Raw genomic sequence first — 26,116 nt, forward strand, 5'->3', positions numbered from 1 at the left:
TTGCGTCCCCAGTCAGATCATCATCACTTGAGGAATCATTTGTCACATGTCAGCTGACACTCCCACCCCACGTCCCCAATCCGATAGCCCGATCCCGGGCCCCGCACGCACCGACACCCCGGTGCTGACCGGTGCCCAGGCGGTTGTGCGCACGCTGGAACTGCTGGGGGTGACCGACGTGTTCGGTCTCCCCGGCGGGGCCATCCTGCCGGTCTATGACCCGCTGATGGACTCCACCGAGCTGCGCCACATCCTCGTTCGTCACGAGCAGGGTGCCGGCCACGCCGCCCAGGGTTACGCCGCGGCCACCGGCAAGCTCGGTGTCTGCATCGCAACCAGCGGTCCCGGTGCCACCAACCTGGTGACCGCGATCGCCGATGCCCACATGGACTCGGTCCCGATGCTCGCGATCACCGGTCAGGTGTTCTCGAACCTGATGGGAACCGACGCGTTCCAGGAGGCCGACATCGTGGGTATCACGATGCCGATCACCAAGCACTCCTTCCTGGTGAAGGACGCCAAGGACATTCCGGCGACCCTGGCCGCGGCGGCTCACATCGCCACGACCGGTCGTCCCGGCCCCGTCCTGGTGGATATCACCAAGGATGCACAGCAGGACTCGGTGCCCTTCATCTGGCCGGTCACCCTCGACCTGCCCGGCTACCGTCCGGTCACCAAGGCGCACGGCAAGCAGATCAACGCCGCCGCGCAGCTGATCCTCGAAGCCAAGCGTCCGGTGTTCTACGTGGGCGGCGGCGTGATCCGCGGCCGCGCCTCGGAGGAGCTCCTGGAGCTGGCCGAGCGCACCGGCGTGCCGATCGTCACCACCCTGATGGCCCGCGGCGCCTTCCCGGACTCGCACCCGCAGAACCTGGGCATGCCCGGCATGCACGGAACGGTTCCCGCGGTGCTCGCGCTGCAGGAATCCGACCTGATCGTGGCCCTCGGCGCCCGCTTCGATGACCGTGTCACCGGCAAGGCGGACCTGTTCGCCCCCGACGCCAAGGTTGTGCACGTGGACATCGACCCGGCCGAGATCTCCAAGATCCGGATCGCCGATGTGCCGATCGTGGGCGATGTGAAGGACGTCATCGGCGACCTCTCCGCCGCCTACGCCCAGGCCCTGCCCGAGACCACCCCGGACATCGCCGAGTGGTGGACCCGCCTGAACGGTCTGCTTGCCGAGTTCCCGCTGGGATACGCGCCGACCACCGACGGCCTGCTCGCCCCGCAGCACGTGATCTCGCGGATCGGTGAACTCACCGGCTCCGAGGGTACGTTCGTGTCGGGTGTGGGTCAGCACCAGATGTGGGCCGCACAGTTCATCAAGTATGAGCGTCCCAACGGCTGGATCAACTCCGGTGGTGCCGGAACCATGGGCTATGCGGTTCCCGCCGCGATGGGTGCCAAGGTTGCCGAACCCGAGCGTGTGGTGTGGGCGATTGACGGCGACGGCTGCTTCCAGATGACCAATCAGGAGCTCGCCACCTGCCGCCTCAACAACATCCCGATCAAGGTCGCGGTGATCAACAACTCCTCGCTGGGCATGGTGCGCCAGTGGCAGACGCTGTTCTACGACGGACGCCACTCCAACACCGACCTCAATACCGGCCACGACACCGTGCGCATCCCCGACTTCCTGAAGCTCGCGGACGCGTATGACTGCCTGGGAATCCGGGTCGAGCGCGAGGACCAGATCGACGCCGCAATCAAGCTCGCGCTGGAAACCAACGACCGCCCCGTGGTCATCGACTTCGTCGTCTCGGCGGACTCGATGGTGTGGCCGATGGTCCCGCAGGGAGTATCCAATAGTTTTGTTCAGTACGCTCGGGAGCACGCTCCCGCATTCGATGAGGAGGTCTAAGCCATGTCGCGTCACGTTCTCAGCCTCCTCGTGGAGGACAAGCCGGGTCTACTGACCCGCGTTGCCGGTCTGTTTGCCCGTCGCGGATTCAACATCGAGTCACTCGCGGTGGGTGCCAGCGAGGTCGAAGGCCTCTCGCGCATCACCGTGGTCGCCGAGGTCGAGGGTCTGCCCCTTGAGCAGGTCACCAAGCAGCTCAACAAGCTGATCAACGTGATTAAGATTGTGGAGCTGGACCCGACCCAGTCGGTCGAGCGCGAACACATGCTGATCAAGGTTCGGGTGGATAACACCACCCGCTCTCAGGTGCTCGAAGCCGTGAACCTGTTCCGTGCCCGGGTGGTCGATGTGGCCACCGACGCCCTGGTGATCGAGGTCACCGGAGACACCGGCAAGACCCAGGCGTTCCTCCGTGTCCTCGAACCCTTCGGGATCAAGGAGCTTGCACAGTCGGGCCTGCTCGCCATCGGACGCGGTTCCAAGTCCATCACCGAGCGCGTTTTCAAACACTAAATTTCCGTGCCCCAACGGGGAACACGGTCCACCACTTGCGGATCCGCACCGGCGGCCGCGGGATCAAACAAGGAGAATAACCAGTGACTGAGATTGTCTACGACCAGGACGCCGACCTGACGCTCATTCAGGGCAAGAAGGTAGCCATCATTGGCTACGGCTCGCAGGGCCACGCACACGCGCTCAACCTCCGGGACTCGGGCGTTGAGGTCGTTATCGGCCTCAAGGACGGCTCCAAGTCCATCAACAAGGCCGAAGAGGCCGGCTTCGCCGTCAAGAACGTTGCCGACGCCGCCGAGTGGGCCGACTTCATCATGATCCTGGCGCCGGACCAGCACCAGCGCTCGATCTACACCGAGTCGGTCAAGGACAAGCTGACCGAGGGCAAGACCCTGGCCTTCGCCCACGGCTTCAACATCCGTTTCGGTTACATCGAGGCACCCGCCGGTGTCGACGTTGTGCTGATCGCCCCGAAGGCTCCGGGCCACACCGTGCGTCGCGAGTTCGTCGCCGGTCGCGGAATCCCGGACATCGTCGCCGTTGAGGTTGACGCCACCGGCACCGCCTGGGACATCGCCCTGTCCTACGCCAAGGCCATCGGTGGAACCCGCGCCGGTGTCATCAAGACCACCTTCACCGAGGAGACCGAGACCGACCTGTTCGGTGAGCAGGCTGTTCTCTGCGGTGGCGTTTCGCAGCTGGTTCAGTACGGCTTCGAGACCCTGACCGAGGCCGGCTACCAGCCGCAGATCGCCTACTTCGAGGTGCTGCACGAGCTCAAGCTCATCGTGGACCTGATGTGGGAGGGTGGCATCGCCAAGCAGCGCTGGTCGGTCTCCGACACCGCCGAGTACGGCGACTACGTCTCCGGCCCCCGCGTCATCACCCCCGAGGTCAAGGAGAACATGAAGGCCGTTCTCTCCGACATCCAGACCGGTGCATTCGCCAAGCGCTTCATCGACGACCAGGACAACGGCGGCAAGGAGTTCCTGGAGCTCCGTGCCAAGGCCGAGCAGCACCCGATCGAGACCACCGGTCGCGAGCTGCGTTCGCTCTTCGCCTGGAAGCAGCAGGATGAGGACTACACCGACGGTTCGGCCGCACGCTAATAGCGTTCACGGATCGCAGCAGGATTCGGAGGTGCTCGCTACGAGGGCCGACGGTTCAGCCGCACGCTAGTCGCTAGCTACTAGCCGAAACCCGCCCCGGAAGATTTCTTCCGGGGCGGGTTTTTGCGTCCTGCTAGGGTGGGCCACAGCACCACGCGCGAAGGGGACCCGCACGCATGACCGATCCGCACACCGTTCGATCCGTGTATACCGAGGCTCTCGGCCCGGATATCGACAGGCTCAAGCCCGAGGTGCGCGAGTATGTGGTCGGTCCGGGGGAGTCCGGTGTGGGCGTGGGCACCGGCGTCTTCGAATCGGCCGGAACCAAGTTTGGCCGGCTGACCTGGCTCGCCATGCCCGTGGTGGGTCCGGCGATGCTGCTGGATCGACACGAGAACAACGTCCCCTTCACGATTCTCAACCAGCCCGGAACCGACGAGCACGGTGCTCCTACCCTCGCCGCCTTCCGCCTGTTCCGCTTCCGCCGGGTCACCCGGGCCATGAGCGACATCCTCCTCGCCGGACCCACACCGGGCACCCTACGCAACCGGGTGGGATCCTGGCGCGTGATCGAGATCATCCTGCGCTGCACCGCGACCGACCGGGGCCACCTGTCCCTGCGCTCGGAGGAGTGCGCGCTACGTCTTGGGCCGCTCCGCCTGCGCCTGCCGCGACTGCTCGGCGTGAGCGTGCGCGTGGAGGACGGCTGGGACTCGGAGAATAATCGCCGGATCGTGCAGGTGCTCGTGACCAATCCGCTGCTGGGCACCGTCACCAACTATCGCGGCCATTTCACCTACTCCCTGGTCTAGGTTCGCCGCGCGGACACTTGTGCAGACATCTTACTTTTGAATAAATAAGGAGGTTTCACAATAGCCATAGAGAACAGATTCCCAGTCTGAATTTACTGGCCGCGATGTCCGGCAGTTACCGTGATTCGAAGTCAATTGACTTCGAATCAATTTGCGCTATTGACATTGGACATAGTTGTGGCGAATTTTGGATTTCGCCCAAAAAGCTTGATTTCATGCGGATAATCGATTGATTCAGCCCGCAATTCAAAGCTCTTACCCGGCGATGTGAGTCGCAATTCATCCGGTGCGCCGCGATAACCCTGCCATTGGTTGATTGACGGGAGACTAGGCCGTTCTTACGCTTTGAACCAAACAAGCACTCTTCGTGAAGTCCCAACGAAGGTGTGATCGCGCAAGAAAACCTATGTGGGGGAATCATGTCTAAATTCTTGGTGGCAGTTTTGGCGGCGGCCAGCCTAGTTGTTGGGGGAGCAAGCCCAGCTACGCACGCATCATTCACTGGCGCAGAGAACGCGCAAACCGCGCTCGTACAACAGAATAGTGAAAATCCGCGCGATCTCTTTCGTGCGGTGCTCTTTCTCCAAGGCCCAGTAGTAAATGAGCTTTACGATGGAACAGTTGTGGGAGATTCCGCAAGTTTTAATGCCGTTTCTGAAGCAATGAATCTTCCGGATACGTTGAAAAACTCAGACAAGATCATAGATGAGATTCAGGCAAAGGATCCGGGTGTTTTCGTTCGATTTGCTCGAGATCTCTCGTCAGGCCGGCCGCTTATTGTTGAACGTGCAATTGAGCAAGGTCGCGAAGCGGTGGCTTCGACGCCAACAGCAAATCAGCTACTTCGTGAAACCAAGGAGACATATGTCCCCGGGGAAGTCGGAACCGACTGTGGCACTGTCGTTGTGGTCGGCGCATTCTTCGTGTTAGCGGCCGGAGTGTTTGCTGTAGCAGGGGCAGTCATCTGGCTAGGCGCTGTGGCAGGGCAAGCAGCTGCGGTCGCTGAAGCTGCTACCGCTGTTCGTGTCGTAAATGTGAAGTCTTCTCAGAACAACCCTGTGCGAGCGAAATGGATCGCGGAACTCACTGCTCGACTTGCCAAATGAATAATTCGAGGCTGACGCGTTGGGGTACTTGGATAGTCGTTGCAGTTATTTCTGCCTACGTGTTCCAAGCCAACGTGACGCCTAATATCGTGCAGCTCCCTTTACAGTCACGTGTTTCGCAAGTAGTGCAATCGATAATGCCACAGGGATGGGGGTTTTTTACCAAACCTGCTGATTCGTCGATCGTGAGTATTTACCGCAACGCTGCGCCCCTGCGTGATATTGGTTTAGGTGCGAATTCAGAAGTGTCTTGGGCGTTTGGCCTAGATCGAACGTCGCGCTATCAGGGGCTTGAGATTGCCAGTCTTTTAGATGGCATCGAGAAGCAGGCTTGGACTGAGTGCGACTCAATAGAAGATGCAACGACGTGTATTAGCGGACTCCCTATTGCAATTCCCGTCCTCAACGTATTGGAACGAAAGACTATCTGTGGTCCCGTAGCGTTTGTCGCGCAGGGCGTATCCCAGTGGGAATATCGGCGGTTTGCTGGTGAAATTCTCATTCCGCGCGAAGCGATTGCACTCGAGGTCAATTGTGGCAACTGAAGTCAAGAGTCAAATGCCGTGGTCTCCGTACATCGGAATTGGCCGAAGCCTATTGGCCATGTCACTACTGCTTACACTCATTTTGACCCCTGCCAATGTGCTTTTCGTTGGCTTGTTCTCAAATGGTCCTGGATATCCTTGTTCTGGAATTCGAGCCGCGTCCCTCGTCTGTCTTACCGGCTTAGATGACATTTGGATTTTCTATGTCGTCTCGATTGCCGTTCTCAGTGCAGTGGTCCTTGGCATATTTCCGAGAATCACCTCGATACCATTCGCCTATATCGCGTTTAGCGTTGTGTCTGCTGCGGCACTCGCAGACGGTGGAGATCAGGTCATTCTCGTACTGGCGATTCTCTTCGTTCCGTACTCGTTCTGCGATCGAAGGATATCCATGTGGCGGTTTCACGGTGCATCAGCACAAAACTCACGGCAGGCCTTGGTAGCAACGGCTGTATCCCAGGTAATCCGCATTCAGATAAGCATTGTCTATCTTGTCTCCGGTCTAAGCAAGCTTGGTACTGACGCGTGGGTTGACGGCAGCGCCATTTATTACTGGGTTCGACACCCCATCTTCGGCAGTCCGGAATGGCTTCGACCAATTGTGTACCCAGTTACGGGAACGATTGTGGGATCGGCAGTGGTTACGTGGGGCACATTGTTACTCGAGTGCACTCTCGGAATTAGCATGCTCTTAGGCGCGAACAAGAGGCTCAAGTTCTTGCTCCCTGTAGGACTGGTTTTCCACTTTGCTATTGCGATAGTGATGGGAATCACTAGTTTCTCGATTGCGATGGCTGGAGCGTTGGTACTTCTACTTGTCCCGCATGATTTTGCCTGGAGAGATTTTCGCAGTTTCTGGTTCATCCGTCCGTGGGGTACAGGATTTTGCTGGTTAAAGACGAAAACGGAGCGTTTTGAAGTGAGCCCAAAAAATGTATGTTGAACGTATAGCGGGCCCCTTGTGGCTTCGCGTGCTTGGATTTCTGGCTGCCGCGATACTCGTGATTTTCGGGAGCCTGTTGGTTTTTTCTATCGTCGAGTCGTGGGGTGCAGAGACTGTACCAGCGTTAGTTGCCTCGCTAATCTCGTTAGTGCTCACGGTTGGGCTCGGCGCAGTACTCGGGATTTGCAACAGGATGGAGGTTAGAGTCCATGACGGTGCAATCTCGGGCTATGTGCGTCCGTTGAGGGTGTTACGAATACCCGTTACGGCAGTTACCGACATGCAGGTTACCGAAGCCGCAAGTCGCACTTCTGGTGGACTTGGTTACAGGATTATGCCCGAACGGCGCTATCTGCTGTTGGACTCAGGGGCCGCGGTAAGGCTGTCAGTGAAGAATAAGTTGGTCGTTGTCTTGCGCTCGGAAACTCCCGAAAATCTGATCTACGAGATTGAGAGGGAACAAATTGAATCGGCACAGAAGCTGGGTACTCCTAGGAATTAGACAGCGAGTCAGTTTCCGGCGTCGATAGCTGCGCCGAGAGCGTTGCCATGCCCGGCGCGGCGCGTCCGGTAATCTGGAGGTATGAGCACCCCCTCCGATGACGACGCCCTGAGCTGGGCCGGCGACGCGACCGATGCCACGCTGGTTGGTCAAAACCCGGCCGTAGCCCCCAAGAAGAAGCCCCTCAAGGAATCCACGGTTCCCGCCGCGGGCACCGAGGTGGCTCCGGGATGGCGCGTGGTGGGTGGGCCCAAGGCAGAGGTTGCCGTTAACACCGGCGGCACTCAGATGAGTTCGGTGCTGCTGCTTGTGCACGGGATCCTGGCCGGCGTGTACCTGCTCTACATGATCGGCTGGCTGCTCTCGATTGGAACCATCGTCTTTGGTGGGGCCGATCCGCTGGCCACCGGGATGACCTCGATCGGTAAGATTTTCGCGGTGCTGGCCCCCGCCCTGTGGTTTGGTGCAACCCTGTGGAACACCCGTCACGCCGAGTCGCTGCGCTGGCGCGTGGTGGCCCTCGTCGTGGGTGCCATCGTGCTGGCCCCGATCCCCTTCCTGCTTGGAGTGCGCTAATGACCGAATCCACCCCGGCCACCCCCGATGCGCGAGACAACAAGCACGTGAATGGGGACGAGGTATCGGCGACTGACATCGCAGTTACCGAAACCGCCTCGGGTGACACCGCCGCCACGGAGTCGCGGATCGGCGATGTGACCCGCAACGAGGTCGAACTCGACGATGTGGCCCTGGACGATTCGGATCTTGACGAGACGGACCTGGACGATGCCGACCTCGACGCCCTGGCCACCCCGGCCGAGAAGGCGACCCCGATCTCGAAGGTGCGCCGCTGGCTGACCATCGCGATAGCCGTGGTGTTTGGCCTGCTCTTCGCCTACCAGGTGTGGGGCGGCGTGGGCAGCGCGATTACGATTCCACGCCGGGTTTCCGAGGCCGGCGGATCGGTGTCGGCGCTGGGCTGGACCATGCTGGTGCTCAGCATCATCGTCCCGCTGATCGCGTTATACCTCTCCTATCGGATTGGTCGTCGTCGCGGCTGGATCTCGATGATCCTCACCTATCTGGTGGGTGTGGCCGCGTCTTCCGCCATCGCCCTGAGCCTCGCCGCCGCGTTTTTCCTCGCCTAATACCACCTCGCGGTGAACGATCGTTCATGCGCGGCGTAACGGGCATGAATCACCTAGTAGAGTGTACGTACCTGGCGTCCCGATGATGCGGCGCGAGTCTTCCCAACCCTCGTTCCAGAAGGATTTGTTTTCGTGTCGAAACCCGTCGTCCTGATTGCTGAAGAACTCTCGCCCGCCACTGTCGATGCCCTCGGGCCCGACTTCGATATTCGTAACGTGGATGGCACCGACCGTCCCGCCCTGCTCTCGGCCCTGGCCGAGGCAAACGCCATTCTGGTGCGCTCGGCCACCCAGGTAGACGCCGAGGCCATCGCCGCGGCCCCGCACCTGCAGGTCATCGCTCGCGCCGGCGTGGGCCTGGACAACGTGGACATCAAGGCCGCCACCGCCGCCGGTGTCATGGTGGTCAACGCCCCCACCTCGAACATCATCTCGGCCGCCGAGCTGACCGTGGGGCACATCCTCTCGCTCGCCCGTCACATCCCCGCCGCACACAACGCGCTGGCCCAGGGACAGTGGAAGCGTTCGAAGTACACCGGTACCGAGCTGTTCGAGAAGACCGTCGGTATCATCGGCCTGGGTCGCATCGGCGCGCTGATCACCGAGCGTCTGAAGGCCTTCGGCGTCAAGGTTGTGGCCTATGACCCCTACGTCACCTCGGCTCGTGCGCAGCAGCTCGGCGTGACCCTGCTGAGCCTGGACGAACTGCTCGCCCAGTCCGACTTCATCACCATCCACATGCCCCGCACCCCCGAGACCATCGGCATGATTGGTGCCGAGCAGCTCAAGGCCATGAAGAAGACCGCGTATGTGGTCAACGTGGCCCGCGGTGGCCTGATCGACGAGGACGCCCTGCACGACGCCCTGGTCGCCGGGGAAATCGCGGGTGCCGGACTCGACGTGTTTGTGAACGAGCCCCCCACCGACCAGAAGCTGCTGGGTCTGGAAAACATCATCGTGACCCCGCACCTGGGTGCCTCGACCGAGGAAGCCCAGGAGAAGGCCGGCGTTTCGGTGGCCAAGTCCGTGCGCCTCGCTCTCGGTGGCGACCTGGTGCCGGACGCGGTAAACGTCGCCGGTGGCATCATCGACCCCTACGTGCGTCCGGGCATCTCGCTGGTCGAGAAGCTGGGCCAGATCTTCTCCGCCCTGACCGTTTCCCCGCTCTCCAGCGTCGAGGTCGACATCCGCGGTGAGATCACCAACTTCGACGTTTCGGTGCTGAAGCTGGCCGCGCTGAAGGGCATCTTCAGCCAGGTTGTGAGCGAGTCGGTCTCCTACGTGAACGCCCCGCTGCTGGCCGAGGCCCGCGGCGTCGAGGTGCGCCTGGTCACCGACCCGGTGAGCGAGGACTTCCGCGACGTCATCACCCTGCGCGGTGCACTGGCCGACGGGTCTCAGATCTCGGTGTCCGGTACCCTCACCGGTCCCAAGCAGATCGAGAAGCTCGTGGCCATCAACGGCTACGACATCGAGGTGCCGATCGCCGAGCACCACGTGGTCATGCTCTACACCGACCGTCCCGGAATCGTCGCCCAGTACGGTGCGCGCTTCGGTGAGGCCAACATCAACATCGCCGGCATGCAGATTGCCCGTACCGAGGCCGGCGGCCAGGCACTCACCGTGCTGACCGTGGACTCCCCGGTTTCGGAGGAGCTGCTCGAGCAGGTGCGCACCGACATCGACGCCGCGATCGTGCGCGCCGTGGGTATCACCGCGTAACACTCGAACACAGAACGGCGGGCCCGGAGGAATTTTCCTCCGGGCCCGCCGTTTTTGGTCTGTGACGACGCTACTTTTCGATCTCCACTACGGGCGATTCGGGAGCGTTGCGCCGCACCGAATCGATGCCGTTCAGCGCGCCGGACTTGGAGGAGTACCCTTCCGAAACCGCGATAATCTCGCCGTTTCCTGCCTTCAGCCGGAACCGATACTGCCCGGCCTTATCCGTGTAGAGCTCAAACTTTCCCGCCATGATGCCCCTTTCTCCGGTCCGACGCGGCGCGCCCGAATCCTGATGTCAGATTAGTTGCGCCCTGCCCGGAAAATAGCCCCCAGTGCGGGGCACGCACGCGACCCGGAGATCGAGGCGCGCGGACGGTAAGGCTGGTCTTTGGTTTCCCAGAGACCAACCGACCGACGAATCCACTGAAGAAATCGATCTTCCCCGGAGCTTTACGATGGTTATCCGTCGCGTCCGCCTTGTCCGCAGCGGAATGCTGGTGGAGTTCGCCGTTGTACTTGCTCAGCGGGATCATCGTGGGAAATCACATGAGGTGATGTCGATAGATACCCGGAATCACGGGACCGTGCACCGACACGGGCCTGGGCACGGTCCGCCCGAGACGATTGAGGAGATCTCCTCGCCGAACATTTTGGAACGTGCTCTGTCGGAGGCCATAGACGAGACGTATGCTGCGTACAACCGGATCATAGAAGGGAATATCGAATGACGTCGCACTCACGCATCCGCGTGCATACTGAGGCCGCCAGAAGGATCACATACAGCCTGATGTCTCCCCAAATCTCTCCAACGGTTCACCGAGACGCACGGGGCCGCTCCGCCTATGTCATCGTCCTGCACGACTCTCGAATATCCGAAGCCCTGCACCGCGTCACCGAGTTGGGTGTCACGGTTAACGTCATGGTGGCTTTTGAGCAGAGTTTTGTTCCGATCCAGGTGGCCCCGGACCGCCGGAGGCGTGGCACCGGTGTGCCGATGGTGATGTTGGAGGCTTCGAGTACGGCGGAGGCTTTCTGTCACCTCCTTGAGTACCAGCCGACAGCTGAGATCCGTCTCCGCTGGGGCAATCAGACCTTCAGCGTTACACGGACTCGGGAGCGATGGGCGTATCAGGCCGCCGAGGTGCCCGCGGGCGGCGGCCCAGAGCCTGCTTGAGTTCCCGCACAAAGGCGGTGTTTGCCTCACGACTCAGGTGAGTGGCAAGAACGCCCTGCATCCCATAGAGTTCGATCACCAGCGGGGGCTGATCGTCTCGGGTCTCGATCGTGAACACCACGCCGTGATGGCGCATACGTTGGGCCACCACAAATCGTGATTCGATTTTCACGATGTCTCTTCTGCCCACCTCAAAGATCTTATGATTGCCGCGACGTTTCCCGTGCCACAGCTGAAGCGAGCCCCGAGAAGCCACCAGAGTGAGACCACTCAGGGCGGAACGCTCGCGGAGTCGAATTCCGGTATGCGGTTCGAGCCGTTGGGGGAGGCTCCTGCCCGGTGCGACCCACCACACCAGAGCATCGGGATTCGCTTCGCGGAGAGCACGTGCGCGCAGGCGGGGATAGCGCGAACGCCAGGCGGTAACCGGCAGCATGATGGCGAGACCGAGGATGGTGCCGATGATGATGCCCAGCACCGCGTCTCCGTCGGGGACAATCTGAATCATCCCGAAGAGCACAACGTAGATCAGAACGACCCCAAAAAAGACGAGTACCGAGCGGATGACGAGCTCTTCGCGTATGGTCTGCCGAAGGGTTTTTGGCCCTGAATCGTCAACAATGGTGATCATGCATTCCCCCGAGAACCCATCCTAGTGTGACAGGCAGGAACGCCCGTGGTGAGGCTAAGCGGGTCGCTCCGTGGACTCCGCGAGGGTGCGGCGAATCTCGGCGGCGAGGGCCCGGGTGGCGTGCTGGGTGAGGAACGCGGGCAGCACGTCGTGGACCCCGAGGAACCCCAGGAGGTGCTGATCGCCGGACGAATCGCGCACGGTCACGGCGATGCCGATGCGGCGATTCACGCCGGCGGTGAGGCGGCCGGTTTCCACCCGGATGAGGGAATCCGCGGGGAGGGCCAGGATCTGCCGGGAGTCTGCCCGTTCGGTCTGGAAGAACCCCAGCCCGCTGGGTTCGGCGACCAAGGCCAGACCGTCGGCGAGTTCTCGGCGGGTGAGGTCTGGGCCGCCCAGCGCGGAGAGCGCGGGTCCGAAACTATCGGCCGGCGTGATCCACCACACCAGGGCATCGGGGCGCTCGGTGCGCAGGGTGCCGATCTTGCGGCGTGCCTTCACACTCATCAGGGCCAGGATTCCAAAGCCGGCGGCGATCACCACCAGAATGCCCAGGGCGAGCACCAGGATCCGGGGGAGGGGCAGGATCTGATCCAGCACATCCAGCAGGATAAACACCAAAACGATGGCGACCGCCACGGCGAGCGCCACATAGGTGGCAAATTCGATTCGGTTTGAGCGGCGCAGGCGCGCTCGCGGGTGCGGGCGGGTCATTGCAGTTCTCCTCTTCGGGTTGGGTGGGGTGAGTGAAGTCTCGGACGGGAGCGGTCCCGGGGATGGGCGATAGCGAGCGGTTGCGCGGGAGCTAGGAGGTCCGGGAAGGGATCAGTCGGTGCACGACCGCCAGGATAGCCTCGGCGGGCACCGCATTGGGGGTGGGGACGGTGCTGTCCTCGGGGGTGCGCAGTACCGAGTCGTAGTACATGCCGTCGCTGATCAGCATGACCGTCTCGGCCAGCACCGGATCCCCGAGCTCCTCCTCGAGCAGGGCGATGGTGTCGCGGCGGAAACGCTGCAGACAGGCGATGGCCCGGTGATCCTCCTGGGCCAGCCGGTTGAGGGCGATGGTGGCGTGGTCGAAGCGGTCATCGCTGAACAGCGAGGTGCGGATCAGGCTGTCCACGACCCCGTCGGGGGAGGCCGTCATCTCGGCCAGGTACTCGGCCGAGAGACCATCGGCTCGGGCGATCAGCCCGAGGATGAGCGCGTCTCGGGAGCCGAAGTGGTAGAGCAGCCCGCCCTTGGAAATACCCGCCTGGGCGGCGCACGCCTCGATGGTGGTGGCGCGTTCCCCCTGGGTGATGAGCAGGGATTCGAACGCGTCGAGGATGCGTTCTCGTGTTGTGCTCTCGGCAGCCATGCGACTCCTTTCGACTAAAAATCACGATCGTATTGATTGTATACCGTCCAGACGGTACAGTAAATGAGTTCGTAATTGAAGAGGTGAACATGCTTTCCGTCAACCGCACCGCGGCAGACTCGCTCAGCCGCACCCGCCGCTGGGCCGCACTCGTTGTGCTGATGCTCCCGGTGCTGCTCGTCTCGGTGGATAACACCGTCCTAAACTTTGCCCTCCCCGCCATCTCGGAAGCGCTGACCCCGTCGGCAACCGAGCTGCTCTGGGTGGTCGATATCTATCCGCTGATCCTTGCGGGCCTGCTGGTCCCGATGGGCAGCCTCGGCGACCGTCTGGGTCGCCGAAAACTCCTGCTGATCGGATCGATCGGCTTCGGTCTGGTCTCGGTCTTTGCCGCGTTTGCCGGATCGGCCGGGGAACTGATCCTGGCCCGCGCACTGCTGGGCTTCTTCGGCGCCATGCTGATGCCCTCGACCCTGTCGCTGCTGCGCAATATCTTTACCGACCGTAACGAGCGTCGCCTGGCGATCGCCGTGTGGGCCAGCGCGTTCTCCGCCGGTAGCGCCCTGGGTCCGGTCGTGGGTGGCCTGCTGCTGGGGCACTTCCCCTGGGGCTCGGTCTTCCTGCTGGCCGTGCCCATGCTGCTGCCGCTGGTGATCCTGCTGCCGATCTTGATCCCCGAGTCCAGGGACCCCAACCCTGGCAAGATCGACTACCTGTCGATCCCGCTGGCACTGGGTACCATGGCCCCGTTTGTGTTCTCGATCAAGACCTTCGCCGAGGGTGCCAACGTGCCCCTGGCCGTCATCACCCTGCTGATCGGTCTCGCCTGCGGTGTGACGTTTGTGCGTCGCCAGCTGCGCATCGAGAGCCCGATGCTGGACATGACCCTGTTCCGCCGCGGCCAGTTCTCCGGGGCCGTGCTGATCAACCTGCTCAGCGTGGTTGCGCTGGTGGGTGGACTGTTCTTCGTCTCGCAGCACCTGCAACTGGTGCTGGGACTCAAGCCGTTTGATGCGGCGCTGGTGCTGGTGCCCGGTCTGATCGTGATGATCATCGCGGGCCTCGGCGTGGTGCCGGTCGCCAAGCGGGTGCGTCCCTCGATCGTGATCCCGGTTGCCCTGCTCACGAGTATCGCCGGCTACGTGCTGGTGGCTCTCACCGGCGGCGATATCGGCGCCTACGAGATGATGGTGGCCTTCGCCCTGCTGGGCCTCGGTATCGGTGCCGCCGAAACCGTGTCCAACGAGCTGATCATCTCTGGTGCCCCGCCCGAGAAGGCCGGGGCGGCCTCGGCCGTGTCCGAGACCGCGTATGAGCTGGGGGCGGTGCTGGGTACCGCGACGCTGGGTACCGTGCTGTCGGCCTACTACCGTGCCGGGGTGGTGCTGCCCGAGGGTCTGACCCCCGAGCAGGTGCACGCCGCCGGGGAAACCCTGGGTGGCGCGGCCAACGTGGCCGAGACCTTGCCGCCCGAGCTGGCCGCGACCCTGCTGGAATCCGCCCGTCACGCCTTCGACAGTGGTGCCGGTGTGGTGGCCTGGATCGGCGCGGGCCTGGTCGCGGCCGCCGCGATCATCGGTGTGTTTACGCTGCGTAACGCCCGCTAGTCTCACCCCTCACAACCCCGGATGCCCCGTGCATCCGGGGTTTCGTGGTTAGCGCAGCGGGTCGAACGGGGTGAGGACCTCGGGGGAAATGCCGGTCATGATCTGCTCGGTCAGCAGTTCGGCGGTGATCGGCCCGAGCACCATGCCCCACATCCCGTGCCCGCCGGCCACGTACACGCCCGGGGCCCGGGTGCGCCCGATCAGGGCGAGACCGTCGGGGGTCACCGGGCGCGAGCCGACCCACTCATTCGAGCGATCATCCAGGTCGACCCCGCGAAACAGCGGGCGCACCGAGTTCACGATCGCCTGGATCCTGCGCTGCTGCAGGGGTTCGTCGGGTCCGCGGAACTCCATGGTCCCAGCCACGCGTAATCCGCCGCAGAACGGGGTGCAGGCCACCCGCTGGGTGGGGAAGTAGATGGGGCCGTGGACCGGTTCGGCGGTGGGCACGCTAAACGAGTATCCGCGACCCGCCTGCACGCGGGTACGCACCCCGAAGCGTCGGGCGAGATCCGGAAGCCAGGCACCGGTCGCGATGACCACGGCGTCGGCCGTGTGGACGGTTCCGGAGCGGGTGCGCACCCGCACCTCGCGGCGACCCCGGCCACGCTGCGGGTCGATGCGGTCCACCCGCTCGCCGGTCAGGATGGTGCCGCCGTGGTCTCGAAGCACCCGGGCAAGGTCGGCGACGAAGGGTCCCGGTGCCAGGAAGCGTTGCCCGCTCAGCGTATAGACGGCACTCACCGCGCCGGAGAGCTGGGCCGGGGCGGTGTGGACCCGTTCGAGCGTCACGTCCTGTCCGGCTCGGGCGACGCGGGCCAGCTCATCCACAAACCCGCGCGCATCGCGCCCACGCTCGAAGGCGACGGTGTACGGGGTCGCATGGGTCGGCTCGGCCACCCCGGCGGTGGCCAGGCGGTCAAAGGCGTCCAGGGCGAGGGTGTCCAGCGTGGTGAGCGCCGCCATCGTGTGGTCCCAGCGCCGGTGCGTAGCGTGGGACGCGAAGCGGGCAAGGAATCCCCAGAGGTGGGGATCGATCCGCGGGGGAATGTGCAGGGGGGCGTCGGGATCCAGTAGCGAGCGGATCGCGTTCGGCCAGATGGCCGGGTCCGCGAGGGGCATCGCCAGGCCCGGGCTGATCCATCCCGCATTGCCGAGGGAGGAACCCGCGGCCACGCCCTCCCGATCCAGGACCGTCACGGCGACCCCGCGCCGACAGAGTTCCAGGGCCGTGGCCAAACCCACCATTCCCGCACCGATCACGATCGCCGAACGCGGAGCACTACTCATGGTTCCTCCTTCTGCACCGGAGTCCTCGTTGATTCCGTGTGCCGGGCCGCGCCTTGTGGGCCGGTCCCGCCTCCATCCTTGCCGCGAACCGCGGGGAAAACAAGGGTGGCGGCGCGCTCGGCAAATATACGGGTAGGCGGCGCTAGGGTTGAGCTCTGATGCGTATCCCATCCGGGTGGCACCCCGTGAATCGGGGAGAGAAAGGACCAAGCTTGCCCGCGACCCTGCGCACCCCGTTCATCCCGCGTGTCCTGCGCGGCGTCCCCGCCCTCGCGGTCCTGCTCGGCCTGGTGGCCGCCGGAATCTCCTGGATCGGCAGCGCGATTCCCTCGTTCTGGTTCGACGAGATCGCCACGCTGATGGCCGCACGCCTGGACGGCCCGGGGCTCTGGCAGTTCCTCCAGCATAAGGATGCGGTGCACGGGCTCTACTATGCCCTGATCCACTTCTGGATCCAGGCGTTTGGCGACTCCCAGGTGGCCCTGCGTGGATTCTCGGCGCTCGCCGTGGGGCTGGGGACCGCGGGCCTGATGGTGCTGGGAGCAAAGCTCGCCGGACCCCGGTTTGGCGTGATTGCCGCGCTGATCTATCTGGTCCTGCCGCGCACCACGTTCATGGGTATCGAGGGGCGCTCGTATGCGCTGGGTGCGGCCCTCGTGGTGTGGGGCGTGATCGCGCTGATCTCGGCCGCCCGACGCAACACCTGGTGGTCCTGGGCACTGTATACGGTGGTGACCATCGTCACGATCTACCTGTTTATGTATGCCGGGCTGATCCTCGCCGCACACCTCGCCTACCTGCTGTTTGCGCATCGGGATCGTCGGACCCTGCTGCGCTGGGGGATCGCGGTGCTCATCGTCCTGGTTGCGGTGATCCCACTGGTGCGCGCCGGATACGGACAGCGCGGACAAATCGCCTGGCTCTCCGGGCAGCCCATCGTCAACGCCTGGACCACGCTGGTCGAGCCGTGGCTGGATGGATCCTGGCTGCTGGCGATCCTGGTGATTGTGCTGCTGGTGATTGCCGGTCGTCGCCTCCCGCAGATCCTGGCCCGGTTCGGCACGCCGCCGGTGGCGCTCGCCGCGGCCTGGGCGTTTGCCCCGCTGATCCTGATGCTGATCGCCAACTCGCTGTTTGGTCCGCTCTACACCTCCCGCTACATGTCATTCACCACCCCGGGGTTTGCGCTGCTGCTGGCCCTGGCGGTCTCGGTGTTTTCGCGGCGGTGGCTGGTGTGGGCGCTGGTCGCGGCGATCGCGCTGGCGAGCCTGCCCACCTATCTGGCCCAGCGCGGCCCCTATGCCAAGCAGAACGGCAGCGATTTCCTGCAGACCGCGCAGACCATCGCCGAGCATGCCTCGCCGGGAGATGCCTTCTTCCTGCAAAACGACAGGACCACCACGATCCGTCCGCGCCTGACCGTGGACGGATATCCGGCGGCCTTCGCCGGGCTGGACGACATCGCGTTTGTGCGCAGCGACATCGAGCGCGGCATCTTCAACGACGTCACCCTGCCCCCACGCAAGCTGGGGAAGAGGCTGGAACACGTCGAGCGGATCTGGGTGGCCGCGGCCCTGCGCACCACCCCGGAAATCACCGAGATGAAGCGGGAGCTTGCCCGCCACGGGTTTGTGGAGCGCGAGCGCTATCCGCTGGGCCGCACCGTGGTCACCGAATACGTCCGGGAGGAGACCCGATGAGTATCCCCGCGCCGGTGCCCCCGCGCACCTCCTCGGTGTTTGCCTGGATCGCCTTCGTGTTCGTGGCGACCCTCGCCTCGATCCCGCGCTATCTGGTGCTGGTGGATCAGGTGCGCACATCCACGCATAAGGAACTCCTGGCGCTGCTGCGCGACCCGGTGCGCGCCGAGCAGGTTGCGACCCTGAGCGTGGTGGGCGTCGCGGTCTTCTTTGTGATCGTGTTGATCGTGGTCGCCTGCACCGGGAACGCGCTCGAGCGCCGCTTTGCCCGCCGAACCTGGCACCTGGGCCCGGTGGATATCGGCACCGGATGGGTGACCGCGGCCCTGATGACACTGCCGGTTCAGCTGGCCTGCGGGATCCTCGGCATCGGCACGGTCCCTCCGCTGGCGATGGTCTACGTCCTGATCGTGGCCGCAATCCTGCCACCACTGCTGCTGCGCCCCGAACGCCTGGGCTTCGGATATGCGGTGACGCTGCCGCTCGCGGTCCTGCTCCTGCTGCAGTAACCGCGTTCCCGCGCACTCCCGCGCACGAGTAAGGTGGATTCAACAACACCCACCCCAGGCTGAGCAGGAGCATAATGTCGCGCAGTGTCAAACTTGCCGTGATTCGCGGAGACGGAATCGGACCCGAGGTTGTAGCCGAGGCGGTGAAGGTTCTCGACGCCGTCGTGGAGGGTTCCGAACTCAGCACCGACAAAACCGAGTTTTCGCTCGGCGCGGCCCGCTATCTGGAGACCGGCGATGTGCTGACCGACACCGACCTGGAAGCCATTGCCGCCCACGACGCAATTCTGCTGGGTGCCATCGGTGGCGTTCCCGGCGACCCGCGACTGCGCGATGCCAACATCGAGCGCGGCCTGCTGCTCAAGCTCCGCTTCAGCCTGGACCACTACGTGAACCTGCGCCCGACCAAGGTCTACCCGGGCGTTCCCAGCCCGCTGGCCAACGCCGGGGATGTGGACTTCGTGGTGGTTCGCGAGGGCACCGAGGGTCCGTATGTGGGCAACGGTGGCGCGATTCGTGTGGGGACCCCCGCCGAGGTCGCCAACGAGGTTTCGGTCAACACCGCCTACGGTGTCGAGCGGGTTGTCCGCCACGCGTTTGAGATCGCCACCCAGCGTCGCAATAAGCTGACCCTGGTGCACAAGACCAACGTGCTGACCTTCGCCGGAAAGCTCTGGCAGCGCATCGTCAACGAGGTGGCCACCGAGTATCCGCAGGTAACCGTGGACTACCTGCACGTGGACGCGGCAACTATCTTCTTTGTCACCGACCCTGCTAGATTTGATGTCATCGTCACGGACAACCTCTTCGGCGACATTCTCACCGATTTGGCCGGCGCAATCAGCGGCGGCATCGGACTGGCTGCCTCGGCCAACATCAACCCCGACGGCACCTTCCCCAGCATGTTCGAGCCGGTACACGGGTCCGCTCCCGACATCGCTGGGAAGCAGATCGCCGATCCCACCGCGGCGATCCTCTCCACAGCACTGCTGCTTGATCACCTCGGTGCTCCCGAGCTCGCCCAGCGAGTTGTGGCCGCCGTGGACGCCGATATCGCCGGTCGAAACGGGGCCACCCGTTCCACCGCTCAGGTGGGCGACGCGATCGCCGCCCTGGTCACCGCAGCACAGTAACGTTTGAAGGATTTGAATCATGGCACATGACACCACCACCGCCCCGCTCGCGTTCTCGCACGAGGCCAACACCTCCCCGCGCAGCGCGGAGGAGGTCGCACAGATCCTTGCCAACCCGGGCTTTGGTAACCACTTCACCGACCACATGGTGCAGATCGACTGGACCGTGGAAAACGGCTGGGCCGACGCCCGCGTCATTCCCTACGGCCCGCTGATCCTCGACCCCGCCTCCTCGGTGCTGCACTACGGCCAGGAAATCTTCGAGGGTCTCAAGGTCTACCGTCACGCCGACGGGTCGATCTGGACCTTCCGTCCCGACCAGAATGCCGAGCGTCTGCAGCGCTCCGCCGCCCGCCTGGCCCTGCCGCAGCTCTCGGTGGCTGACTTTGTCGAGTCGGTGCGTCAGATCGTCAAGGCCGATGAGCGCTGGGTTCCCAGCGCCCCGGACACCAGCCTGTACCTGCGTCCGTTCACCATCGCCAACGAGACCTTCCTCGGTGTGCGGTCGGCTCACAAGGCCAGCTACCTGGTGATCGCCAGCCCCGCCGGCGCGTACTTCACCGGTGGCATCAAGCCGATCTCGATCTGGCTGTCCACCGAGTACTCCCGCGCCGGACGCGGCGGTACCGGTGCGGCCAAGTGCGGTGGTAACTACGCCGCCTCACTGCTCCCGCAGGAGGAGGCATACCGCAACGGCTGCGCCCAGGTTATGTTCCTGGACGGCGAGACCGGCACCCGGATCGACGAGCTCGGCGGCATGAACGTGTTCTTCGTCCGCAACGACAAGACCGTGGTCACCCCCGAGCTCACCGGCAGCATCCTCGAGGGCATCACCCGCGCGAGCATCATCCAGCTGCTCCAGGACCGTGGCTACACGGTGGAGGAGCGCGCCATCGGCATCGATGAGTGGCGTGCGGGCGAGGCCGACGGCACCATCACCGAGGTGTTCGCCTGCGGCACCGCCGCGGTCATCACCCCGATTGGCCAGCTCAAGTCCACCGATTTCACCATCGGATCCGAGGACGCCGAGCCCGGCGAACTGACCCTGAGCATCCGCGAGGAACTCACCGACATTCAGTACGGTCGCCGCGAGGACCGTCACGGCTGGATGGTCCGCGTCGACGGCTAATTCAGGCATTCACGACACCGCCCCGGCTCGGAGATTCGAGTCGGGGCGGTGTCGTTCAGGTTTAGGATGGGTGCATGAAGATCGCACGTTTTAGTCACGACAACCGCATCGCCTACGGCATCATCGACGAGACCGAGATCGTGGTCCTCGACGGGGACCCCATGTACGCGGGTTTCGACACCACCGGCGAGCGTGTGCCGCTGGGCGAGGTGACCCTGCTGGCCCCGGTGATCCCGCGTTCGAAGATCGTCGCGGTGGGCAAGAACTACCGCGACCACGTGACCGAGATGGGTGGCGCGGATGCGACCCCGCCGGCCGAGCCGTTGCTGTTCTTCAAGCCCAATACCTCGGTCATCGGGCCGGAGAACCCGATCGTGATCCCGCCGATCACGAAGCGTGTGTCCTATGAGGCGGAGCTGGCGATCATCATCGGTTCGGTGGCCAAGAATGTGCCCGCCGCCGACGCCGACAAGGTCGTGTTTGGCTACACCATCGCCAACGACGTGACCGCCCGCGACCTGCAGGAATCCGACGGCCAGTGGGCCCGAGCCAAGGGCCTGGACTCGTTCTGCCCGATCGGCCCGATCGTGGAGACCGAGTTTGATCCGGCCGGTAAGCGCATCATCTCGCGCCTGAACGGCGAGGTGCGCCAGGACGGCGTGCTGGATGACATGATCCACGACATCCCCAAGATTATCGAGTACGTCAGTGCCGCCTTCACGCTGCTGCCCGGCGACATCATCCTCACCGGCACCCCCGCGGGCGTGGGCGAGATGAATCCCGGCGACCGCGTGGAGTGCGAGATCGAGGGCCTGGGCATCCTGAGCAACCCGGTGCGCTAACTCGACTCTCTCGCCGGGCCCCTCCTTCCGTATTCGCGGTCGAGGAGGGGCCCTGCTTGTTGGTTCGGGGTAATCCGTCGCGCGTCCGTTCGAATACCGACGCGGACCTCGGAGGGCGGATGCGGCGCTGCTAGCGTCGAAACCATGAGGCACATACTCGTCGGGTCCGTGCGGGCCCGTTCACGATAGAATGAATCCGATGTCTACCTCTCTCTCACACCTCGTAACCACCGCGACCGGCTCCGACATTCGTGTCCGTTTCTGCCCGTCGCCCACCGGTACCCCGCACGTCGGTCTGATCCGCACGGCGCTGTTCAACTGGGCCTATGCTCGCCACACCGGCGGCAAGCTCATCTTCCGCATCGAAGACACCGATGCGGCCCGCGACAGCGAGGAAAGCTACCAGCAGATCCTCGATGGCCTGCGCTGGCTCCACATCAACTGGGATGAGGGGGAGGGCGTGGGCGGCGAGCACGGCCCCTACCGTCAGTCCCAGCGCTCGGAGATCTACGCCGAGGTCATCGAGAAGCTCAAGGCTTCCGGCCACCTCTACGAGTCGTTCTCCAACGCCGAGGAAATCGACGCCCGTAACGAGGCCGCCGGCCGTGCCAAGCAGCTGGGTTACGACAACTTCGACCGCGACCTCACCGAGGAGCAGAAGGCCGCCTTCCGCGCCGAGGGCCGCGAGCCCGCGCTGCGTCTGCGCGTCCCGGACACCGACCTGAGCTTTGACGACCTGGTGCGCGGCGAGATCACCTTCCCCGCCGGTTCGTTCAGTGACTTCGTGCTGGTGCGCCCCAACGGTCAGCCGCTGTACACCCTGGTGAACCCGGTGGATGACGCGCTGATGGGCATCACCCACGTGCTGCGCGGCGAGGACATCCTGCCCTCGACCCCGCGTCAGATCGCCCTGTACTCGGCCCTGATCGAGATCGGTGTCGCCACCGCGATCCCGCGCTTCGGTCACCTGCCCTACGTCATGGGTGAGGGCAACAAGAAGCTCTCCAAGCGCGACCCCGAGTCGAACCTGTTCCTGCACCGCGAGCGTGGATTCATCCCCGAGGGTCTGGTCAACTACCTGGCGCTGCTGGGCTGGGGCCTGTCCGCGGACCGCGACGTGTTCAGCATCGACGAGTTCGTCGCCGCCTTCGACGTGGCCGATGTGAACCCCTCGCCGGCACGCTTCGACCTCAAGAAGGCCGAATCGATCAACGGAGACCACATCCGACTGCTGGATGTGGCCGATTTTGCCGAGCGCACCATTCCCTACCTGCAGACCGCGGGTGTGCTGGGTACCGAGGTGACCGAGGCCGAGCGCGCGATTTTGGCCTCGGCCGCCCCGCTGGTGCAGGAGCGCATCGGCCTGCTGGGCGAGGCTCCGGCCATGCTCGGCTTCCTGTTCACCGACGCCGCCAGCCTGGAATACCAGGAGGACGCGCTGAAGAGCCTTCCGGCCAACACGACGGATGTGTTGACCGCCGCAATCGCCGCACTGCAGGGTGTGGCAGATTTCACGACCGACCCGATTCAGGAGGCGCTGAAGTCCGCCCTGATCGACGGCCTCGAGCTCAAGCCGCGGATCGCCTATGGTCCGCTCCGGGTGGGAATCTCCGGTCGCCGGATCTCCCCGCCGCTGTTTGAGTCGATGGAAATCCTGGGCAAGGCCGAGACGCTGGCGCGCCTCGAGCGCCTGTCCGCACTGCGAGGGGAATAGTAATAATGATGGATGTTGACGTTGTGGTTGTGGGCGGGGGCCCCGCCGGACTGTCCTGTGCACTGAACCTGGTGCGCGCGCGTCAGCGGGTGCTGGTGCTGGATGGAAACCGTCCGCGGCACGCCGCGACGTTGATGTCCCACGGTTTCCTCACCCGGGACGGGGTGCCGCCGCTTGAGCTGCGGCGCCTCGCCCGGGAGGACGTGGAAGCCTACGAAAACGGAACCGTGGCCTTCGCCCAGGTCGACAGCATCACCCCGGAGGGGGAGGGCTTTGTGGTCAAGGCCACCGGCGTGCGCGGGGCCGCCAACCACGAGGTGCGGGCGCGTCGGGTGGTGCTCGCCACCGGACTGACCGAGCGTCTGCCGCAGGTCCAGGGCCTGCGCGCGTTCTATGGCACCTCGATCCACTCCTGCTTCGAGTGCGACGGGTTCGAAAAGAGCGACCAGCCGCTGCTGATGCTCGGCGAAACCGAGGACCTGGTGCGCCGCGCACTGCACACCTCACTGTGGTCAAACGATGTGATCGCGCTGAGCAACTGCAGCGACCGTGTTCCGGCTACCGCCGAGGCCGAGCTGGCCGGGGCGGGGATCCGCCTGGACCGTCGTCCGATCGCCGAGCTGCTGGGGGACCGCACCGGGCTGACCGGCGTCCGGTTTGCCGATGGTGAGGTTCTTGAGCGCAGCGCCGGTTTTGTGCGCCCGGAATGGACCGTCCCGGATAGCTTCCTCGCCGACCTGGGCCTCGAACGTACCGTAAGTACTCACGTGGGCCCGGCGGCGGATTCCGCCGATCCCGAGGTGGGCGCGCTGATCACCGTGGATGCCGAGGGACGTACCAGCGTGCCCGGCGTATACGCGGTGGGGGATATCACCCCTCCCGGTCCGCAGCAGCTCATCGTTGCCGCCGGTGCCGGCGCGCGCACGGCCGCGGCGGTCCTCCGCGACACGCTCGACACGCGCATTCACGCCGTCGATTTGGCGTCCAGCTAAGCCTCGGGCTATTCTAGAAACATCAGCACGGCACTGAGAAAAAGGTTCCGAACTGATGGGGTATGGTGTAATTGGCAACACGGCTGATTCTGGTTCAGTTGTTCTTGGTTCGAGTCCAGGTACCCCAGCAAATAAACTCCTCGCTTTTCGAAGCGGGGAGTTTTTGTTTGTGCGGACGGGGGATCTGGCGATTCCGAGGTCATTAGTCCTATTGCGTGAACATCGTCTCAATACGAAACCCCCTCGGAAAATCGAGGGGGTTTCGTACGTTACTCGGGTTGGCTAGCGCTTGGCGCCATCCCGAGTCTGCGAGGCCGTGTCTGCCGTACCCGCAGTGTCTTCCCAATGCCCGCCGGCCGCCCAGAACTGGCCGATTTCCTCCAGGTCGCGGCCCTTGGTTTCGGGGGCGAAGCGGAGGACGAAGGCGAAGGCCGTCAGGGCGAGGATCCCGAAGCAGAGGAATGCGCCCGAGCCGCCGAGCTGGGTGAGCACGGTGAGGAACAGGGATCCCACCAGGATGTTGCCCACCAGGTTGGCCGAGAGCATCGTGCTCGCTCCGAGCGATCGCAGGTGCGTGGGCATCGTCTCGCCCGCGTAGACCCAGACCAGCGAGCCGAAGCCGAACGAGAAGCCCGCGGTGAAGAGCATCAGGCCGATAAAGCCCAGGGTGGTGAGCGCTCCGGTGAAGGTGCCGTTGCCCACCAGAAACACGGTGACCAGCAGGGCGTTGGCGAGGATCATGGTGCCGATGCCGATCAGCAGGACCGGGCGTCGCCCCAGACGGTCGATAAACGCCAGCGCCAGGAATACCGCGGCCAGGCCCGCCGCCTGCACCAGTGCCGAGAGGCCCAGCTTGGTCACGTCGTCGGTGAAGCCCATTGCCTCGAAGATACGCGGGCTGTAGTAGACGATCGCGTTGATGCCGGTGATCTGCACAAAGAATCCCAGGCCCACGATAAACAGGGTCGCACGCAGGAACGGACGGCGCAGCATGTCCCGCCAGGTTCCCTTCCTATGGGTGTTCATGCTGTCCTGGATCAGGGCCAGCTCACGCTCCACGTCGCCGCCCTCGCCCTCGATGCCGGCGAGGGTCGTACGGGCCTCGTCGAGCCGGCCGTGCAGCAGGTACCAGCGCGGGGTGTCGGGCAGCTTCAGCAGCACGAAGGTGATCACCAGGCCGGGGATCGCGGCGAGGCCGAGCATCCAGCGCCAGTTCTCCGAGGGGGCAAGCGCCATAACGATGAGGTAGCCGAGGATGATGCCGATCACGGTGGCCACCTGATACATGACCAGGAACGCGCCGCGCGAGCGCGCGGGGGCCGACTCGGCGACGAATACCGGCACCACCACGACCGAGACGCCGATGGTGGCTCCCAGGAGGAAGCGGGCGAGGATCAGCAGCTCGAGCGTCGGAGCGAGTCCGGACGCGAGCGAGAAGAGCGCGAAGGTCGCCGCAACCCCGACCATGACCGCCTTGCGTCCGAAGCGGTTGGAGAGGTATCCACCAAAGATCGCGCCCAGGATCTCGCCAACCACGACGGTGGTGGTCACCAGCTGCTGCTGATCCAGCGAGAGGTTGAAGTCCGTGGCCAGGTAGAGCATCGCGCCGCCGATATTGGACGAGTCGTAGCCGTAGATGATGCCTACCGTGGTGGCGGCGATGCCGATCAGGAGGGCCAGCCGGGTGGGGTGGCGCCGAATGCCGGGTGTCGTCTGCATTGAGAAACCTCGTTCGTGTTGTGAGTCTAATATTTCACTCTGAAATCGA

General features: G+C 63.9%; 24 protein-coding genes and 1 tRNA gene. 19 read left to right on the forward strand and 6 right to left on the reverse strand.

Going from position 1 to position 26,116, the window contains the following annotated elements; translation table 11 throughout:
- Window positions 1–46 precede the first annotated feature (46 nt).
- The 10 genes from C7C57_RS05375 to serA all read left to right on the forward strand — a co-directional run bounded on the left by C7C57_RS05375 (window position 47) and on the right by serA (window position 10,264).
- Window positions 47–1,864, forward strand: coding sequence for an acetolactate synthase large subunit (locus C7C57_RS05375; RefSeq protein ID WP_030148610.1), 1,818 nt, complete (start codon window positions 47–49; stop codon window positions 1,862–1,864).
- A gap of 3 nt (window positions 1,865–1,867) precedes the next feature.
- Window positions 1,868–2,377, forward strand: coding sequence for an acetolactate synthase small subunit (gene ilvN / locus C7C57_RS05380; protein WP_030148611.1), 510 nt, complete (start codon window positions 1,868–1,870; stop codon window positions 2,375–2,377).
- An 83-nt stretch (window positions 2,378–2,460) separates the two neighbouring features.
- Complete coding sequence (gene ilvC / locus C7C57_RS05385) at window positions 2,461–3,486, forward strand: ketol-acid reductoisomerase (protein WP_030148612.1); 1,026 nt, start codon at window positions 2,461–2,463, stop codon at window positions 3,484–3,486.
- 176 nt (window positions 3,487–3,662) lie between these two features.
- Window positions 3,663–4,298, forward strand: a complete 636-nt coding sequence (locus C7C57_RS05390) for a DUF4166 domain-containing protein (protein WP_187977861.1) — start codon at window positions 3,663–3,665, stop codon at window positions 4,296–4,298.
- A 419-nt stretch (window positions 4,299–4,717) separates the two neighbouring features.
- On the forward strand, window positions 4,718–5,404 hold the full coding sequence (locus C7C57_RS05395; RefSeq protein WP_187977862.1) for a hypothetical protein: 687 nt from the start codon (window positions 4,718–4,720) through the stop codon (window positions 5,402–5,404).
- Window positions 5,401–5,949: an SdpA family antimicrobial peptide system protein gene (locus C7C57_RS05400; RefSeq protein WP_187977863.1), complete on the forward strand. Its 549-nt coding sequence runs from the start codon at window positions 5,401–5,403 to the stop codon at window positions 5,947–5,949. Before C7C57_RS05395 ends, C7C57_RS05400 begins: the two co-directional genes overlap by 4 nt.
- 13 nt (window positions 5,950–5,962) lie before the next feature.
- On the forward strand, window positions 5,963–6,892 hold the full coding sequence (locus C7C57_RS05405) for a sporulation-delaying protein SdpB family protein (RefSeq protein ID WP_255505824.1): 930 nt from the start codon (window positions 5,963–5,965) through the stop codon (window positions 6,890–6,892).
- 583 nt (window positions 6,893–7,475) lie between these two features.
- Window positions 7,476–7,970 (forward strand): hypothetical protein, encoded by a 495-nt coding sequence (locus C7C57_RS05410; RefSeq protein WP_187977865.1) that lies wholly within the window; start codon window positions 7,476–7,478, stop codon window positions 7,968–7,970.
- Window positions 7,970–8,542: a hypothetical protein gene (locus C7C57_RS05415; protein WP_187977866.1), complete on the forward strand. Its 573-nt coding sequence runs from the start codon at window positions 7,970–7,972 to the stop codon at window positions 8,540–8,542. The genes C7C57_RS05410 and C7C57_RS05415 overlap by 1 nt, the downstream gene beginning before the upstream one ends.
- 132 nt (window positions 8,543–8,674) lie before the next feature.
- The gene (serA, locus tag C7C57_RS05420) at window positions 8,675–10,264 is read left to right on the forward strand and encodes a phosphoglycerate dehydrogenase (RefSeq protein ID WP_187977867.1); all 1,590 of its coding nucleotides are present in this window, start codon (window positions 8,675–8,677) and stop codon (window positions 10,262–10,264) included.
- A 70-nt stretch (window positions 10,265–10,334) separates the two neighbouring features.
- On the opposite strand, the gene C7C57_RS05425 is transcribed toward serA, so the two are convergent.
- The 4 genes from C7C57_RS05425 to C7C57_RS05440 all read right to left on the reverse strand — a co-directional run bounded on the left by C7C57_RS05425 (window position 10,335) and on the right by C7C57_RS05440 (window position 13,432).
- Window positions 10,335–10,517: a YegP family protein gene (locus C7C57_RS05425; RefSeq protein ID WP_121648114.1), complete on the reverse strand. Its 183-nt coding sequence runs from the start codon at window positions 10,515–10,517 to the stop codon at window positions 10,335–10,337.
- 850 nt (window positions 10,518–11,367) lie between these two features.
- A complete protein-coding gene (locus C7C57_RS05430) occupies window positions 11,368–12,072 on the reverse strand; it encodes a hypothetical protein (protein WP_187977868.1) in 705 nt (234 codons plus the stop codon).
- A gap of 54 nt (window positions 12,073–12,126) precedes the next feature.
- On the reverse strand, window positions 12,127–12,786 hold the full coding sequence (locus tag C7C57_RS05435; protein WP_187977869.1) for a hypothetical protein: 660 nt from the start codon (window positions 12,784–12,786) through the stop codon (window positions 12,127–12,129).
- Window positions 12,787–12,877: 91 nt separating this feature from the next.
- On the reverse strand, window positions 12,878–13,432 hold the full coding sequence (locus C7C57_RS05440; RefSeq protein WP_187977870.1) for a TetR/AcrR family transcriptional regulator: 555 nt from the start codon (window positions 13,430–13,432) through the stop codon (window positions 12,878–12,880).
- An 89-nt stretch (window positions 13,433–13,521) separates the two neighbouring features.
- Between C7C57_RS05440 and C7C57_RS05445 the strand changes: the two genes are divergently transcribed.
- Window positions 13,522–15,039: an MFS transporter gene (locus C7C57_RS05445; protein WP_187977871.1), complete on the forward strand. Its 1,518-nt coding sequence runs from the start codon at window positions 13,522–13,524 to the stop codon at window positions 15,037–15,039.
- A 48-nt stretch (window positions 15,040–15,087) separates the two neighbouring features.
- Here C7C57_RS05445 and C7C57_RS05450 read toward each other — a convergent pair whose 3' ends face one another.
- Window positions 15,088–16,329 carry an FAD-binding oxidoreductase gene (locus tag C7C57_RS05450; RefSeq protein WP_187977872.1) on the reverse strand — a complete coding sequence of 414 codons (1,242 nt, stop codon included), beginning with the start codon at window positions 16,327–16,329 and terminating at the stop codon, window positions 15,088–15,090.
- A gap of 212 nt (window positions 16,330–16,541) precedes the next feature.
- On the opposite strand from C7C57_RS05450, the gene C7C57_RS05455 reads away from it, so the two are divergent.
- From C7C57_RS05455 to C7C57_RS05490, 8 genes are all read left to right on the forward strand, one after another.
- Window positions 16,542–18,029: a glycosyltransferase family 39 protein gene (locus C7C57_RS05455; protein WP_187977873.1), complete on the forward strand. Its 1,488-nt coding sequence runs from the start codon at window positions 16,542–16,544 to the stop codon at window positions 18,027–18,029.
- A complete protein-coding gene (locus tag C7C57_RS05460; protein WP_187977874.1) occupies window positions 18,026–18,538 on the forward strand; it encodes a hypothetical protein in 513 nt (170 codons plus the stop codon). Before C7C57_RS05455 ends, C7C57_RS05460 begins: the two co-directional genes overlap by 4 nt.
- A 74-nt stretch (window positions 18,539–18,612) precedes the next feature.
- Window positions 18,613–19,671 carry a 3-isopropylmalate dehydrogenase gene (locus C7C57_RS05465; RefSeq protein WP_187977875.1) on the forward strand — a complete coding sequence of 353 codons (1,059 nt, stop codon included), beginning with the start codon at window positions 18,613–18,615 and terminating at the stop codon, window positions 19,669–19,671.
- 19 nt (window positions 19,672–19,690) lie between these two features.
- Window positions 19,691–20,800 (forward strand): branched-chain amino acid aminotransferase, encoded by a 1,110-nt coding sequence (locus C7C57_RS05470; protein ID WP_121686947.1) that lies wholly within the window; start codon window positions 19,691–19,693, stop codon window positions 20,798–20,800.
- Window positions 20,801–20,874: 74 nt separating this feature from the next.
- The gene (locus tag C7C57_RS05475; RefSeq protein ID WP_030148627.1) at window positions 20,875–21,642 is read left to right on the forward strand and encodes a fumarylacetoacetate hydrolase family protein; all 768 of its coding nucleotides are present in this window, start codon (window positions 20,875–20,877) and stop codon (window positions 21,640–21,642) included.
- Window positions 21,643–21,841: 199 nt separating this feature from the next.
- Window positions 21,842–23,356, forward strand: coding sequence for a glutamate--tRNA ligase (gltX, locus tag C7C57_RS05480; protein WP_187977876.1), 1,515 nt, complete (start codon window positions 21,842–21,844; stop codon window positions 23,354–23,356).
- Window positions 23,357–23,361: 5 nt separating this feature from the next.
- On the forward strand, window positions 23,362–24,348 hold the full coding sequence (locus tag C7C57_RS05485) for an NAD(P)/FAD-dependent oxidoreductase (protein ID WP_187977877.1): 987 nt from the start codon (window positions 23,362–23,364) through the stop codon (window positions 24,346–24,348).
- Window positions 24,349–24,404: 56 nt separating this feature from the next.
- Window positions 24,405–24,476 (forward strand) — tRNA-Gln (locus C7C57_RS05490).
- Window positions 24,477–24,630: 154 nt separating this feature from the next.
- Here C7C57_RS05490 and C7C57_RS05495 read toward each other — a convergent pair.
- Window positions 24,631–26,067, reverse strand: a complete 1,437-nt coding sequence (locus tag C7C57_RS05495; RefSeq protein ID WP_187977878.1) for a sugar porter family MFS transporter — start codon at window positions 26,065–26,067, stop codon at window positions 24,631–24,633.
- Window positions 26,068–26,116 lie beyond the last annotated feature (49 nt).

Origin of the sequence: Mycetocola sp. JXN-3 (assembly GCF_014522285.1) — a bacterium.
Taxonomy (GTDB): Bacteria; Actinomycetota; Actinomycetes; order Actinomycetales; family Microbacteriaceae; genus Mycetocola; species Mycetocola saprophilus.

Coding starts and splice junctions, on each gene's coding strand:
- C7C57_RS05390 (WP_187977861.1), top strand. CDS start 3,663: ATGACCGATCCGCACACCGTTCGATCCGTGTATACCGAGGCTCTCGGC.
- C7C57_RS05485 (WP_187977877.1), top strand. CDS start 23,362: ATGATGGATGTTGACGTTGTGGTTGTGGGCGGGGGCCCCGCCGGACTG.
- gltX (WP_187977876.1), top strand. CDS start 21,842: ATGTCTACCTCTCTCTCACACCTCGTAACCACCGCGACCGGCTCCGAC.
- C7C57_RS05475 (WP_030148627.1), top strand. CDS start 20,875: ATGAAGATCGCACGTTTTAGTCACGACAACCGCATCGCCTACGGCATC.
- C7C57_RS05445 (WP_187977871.1), top strand. CDS start 13,522: ATGCTTTCCGTCAACCGCACCGCGGCAGACTCGCTCAGCCGCACCCGC.
- C7C57_RS05395 (WP_187977862.1), top strand. CDS start 4,718: ATGTCTAAATTCTTGGTGGCAGTTTTGGCGGCGGCCAGCCTAGTTGTT.
- C7C57_RS05460 (WP_187977874.1), top strand. CDS start 18,026: ATGAGTATCCCCGCGCCGGTGCCCCCGCGCACCTCCTCGGTGTTTGCC.
- C7C57_RS05465 (WP_187977875.1), top strand. CDS start 18,613: ATGTCGCGCAGTGTCAAACTTGCCGTGATTCGCGGAGACGGAATCGGA.
- C7C57_RS05440 (WP_187977870.1), bottom strand. CDS start 13,432: ATGGCTGCCGAGAGCACAACACGAGAACGCATCCTCGACGCGTTCGAA.
- ilvN (WP_030148611.1), top strand. CDS start 1,868: ATGTCGCGTCACGTTCTCAGCCTCCTCGTGGAGGACAAGCCGGGTCTA.
- C7C57_RS05400 (WP_187977863.1), top strand. CDS start 5,401: ATGAATAATTCGAGGCTGACGCGTTGGGGTACTTGGATAGTCGTTGCA.
- C7C57_RS05435 (WP_187977869.1), bottom strand. CDS start 12,786: ATGACCCGCCCGCACCCGCGAGCGCGCCTGCGCCGCTCAAACCGAATC.
- C7C57_RS05495 (WP_187977878.1), bottom strand. CDS start 26,067: ATGCAGACGACACCCGGCATTCGGCGCCACCCCACCCGGCTGGCCCTC.
- C7C57_RS05450 (WP_187977872.1), bottom strand. CDS start 16,329: ATGAGTAGTGCTCCGCGTTCGGCGATCGTGATCGGTGCGGGAATGGTG.
- C7C57_RS05405 (WP_255505824.1), top strand. CDS start 5,963: ATGCCGTGGTCTCCGTACATCGGAATTGGCCGAAGCCTATTGGCCATG.
- C7C57_RS05425 (WP_121648114.1), bottom strand. CDS start 10,517: ATGGCGGGAAAGTTTGAGCTCTACACGGATAAGGCCGGGCAGTATCGG.
- C7C57_RS05375 (WP_030148610.1), top strand. CDS start 47: ATGTCAGCTGACACTCCCACCCCACGTCCCCAATCCGATAGCCCGATC.
- C7C57_RS05470 (WP_121686947.1), top strand. CDS start 19,691: ATGGCACATGACACCACCACCGCCCCGCTCGCGTTCTCGCACGAGGCC.
- C7C57_RS05410 (WP_187977865.1), top strand. CDS start 7,476: ATGAGCACCCCCTCCGATGACGACGCCCTGAGCTGGGCCGGCGACGCG.
- C7C57_RS05430 (WP_187977868.1), bottom strand. CDS start 12,072: ATGATCACCATTGTTGACGATTCAGGGCCAAAAACCCTTCGGCAGACC.
- C7C57_RS05415 (WP_187977866.1), top strand. CDS start 7,970: ATGACCGAATCCACCCCGGCCACCCCCGATGCGCGAGACAACAAGCAC.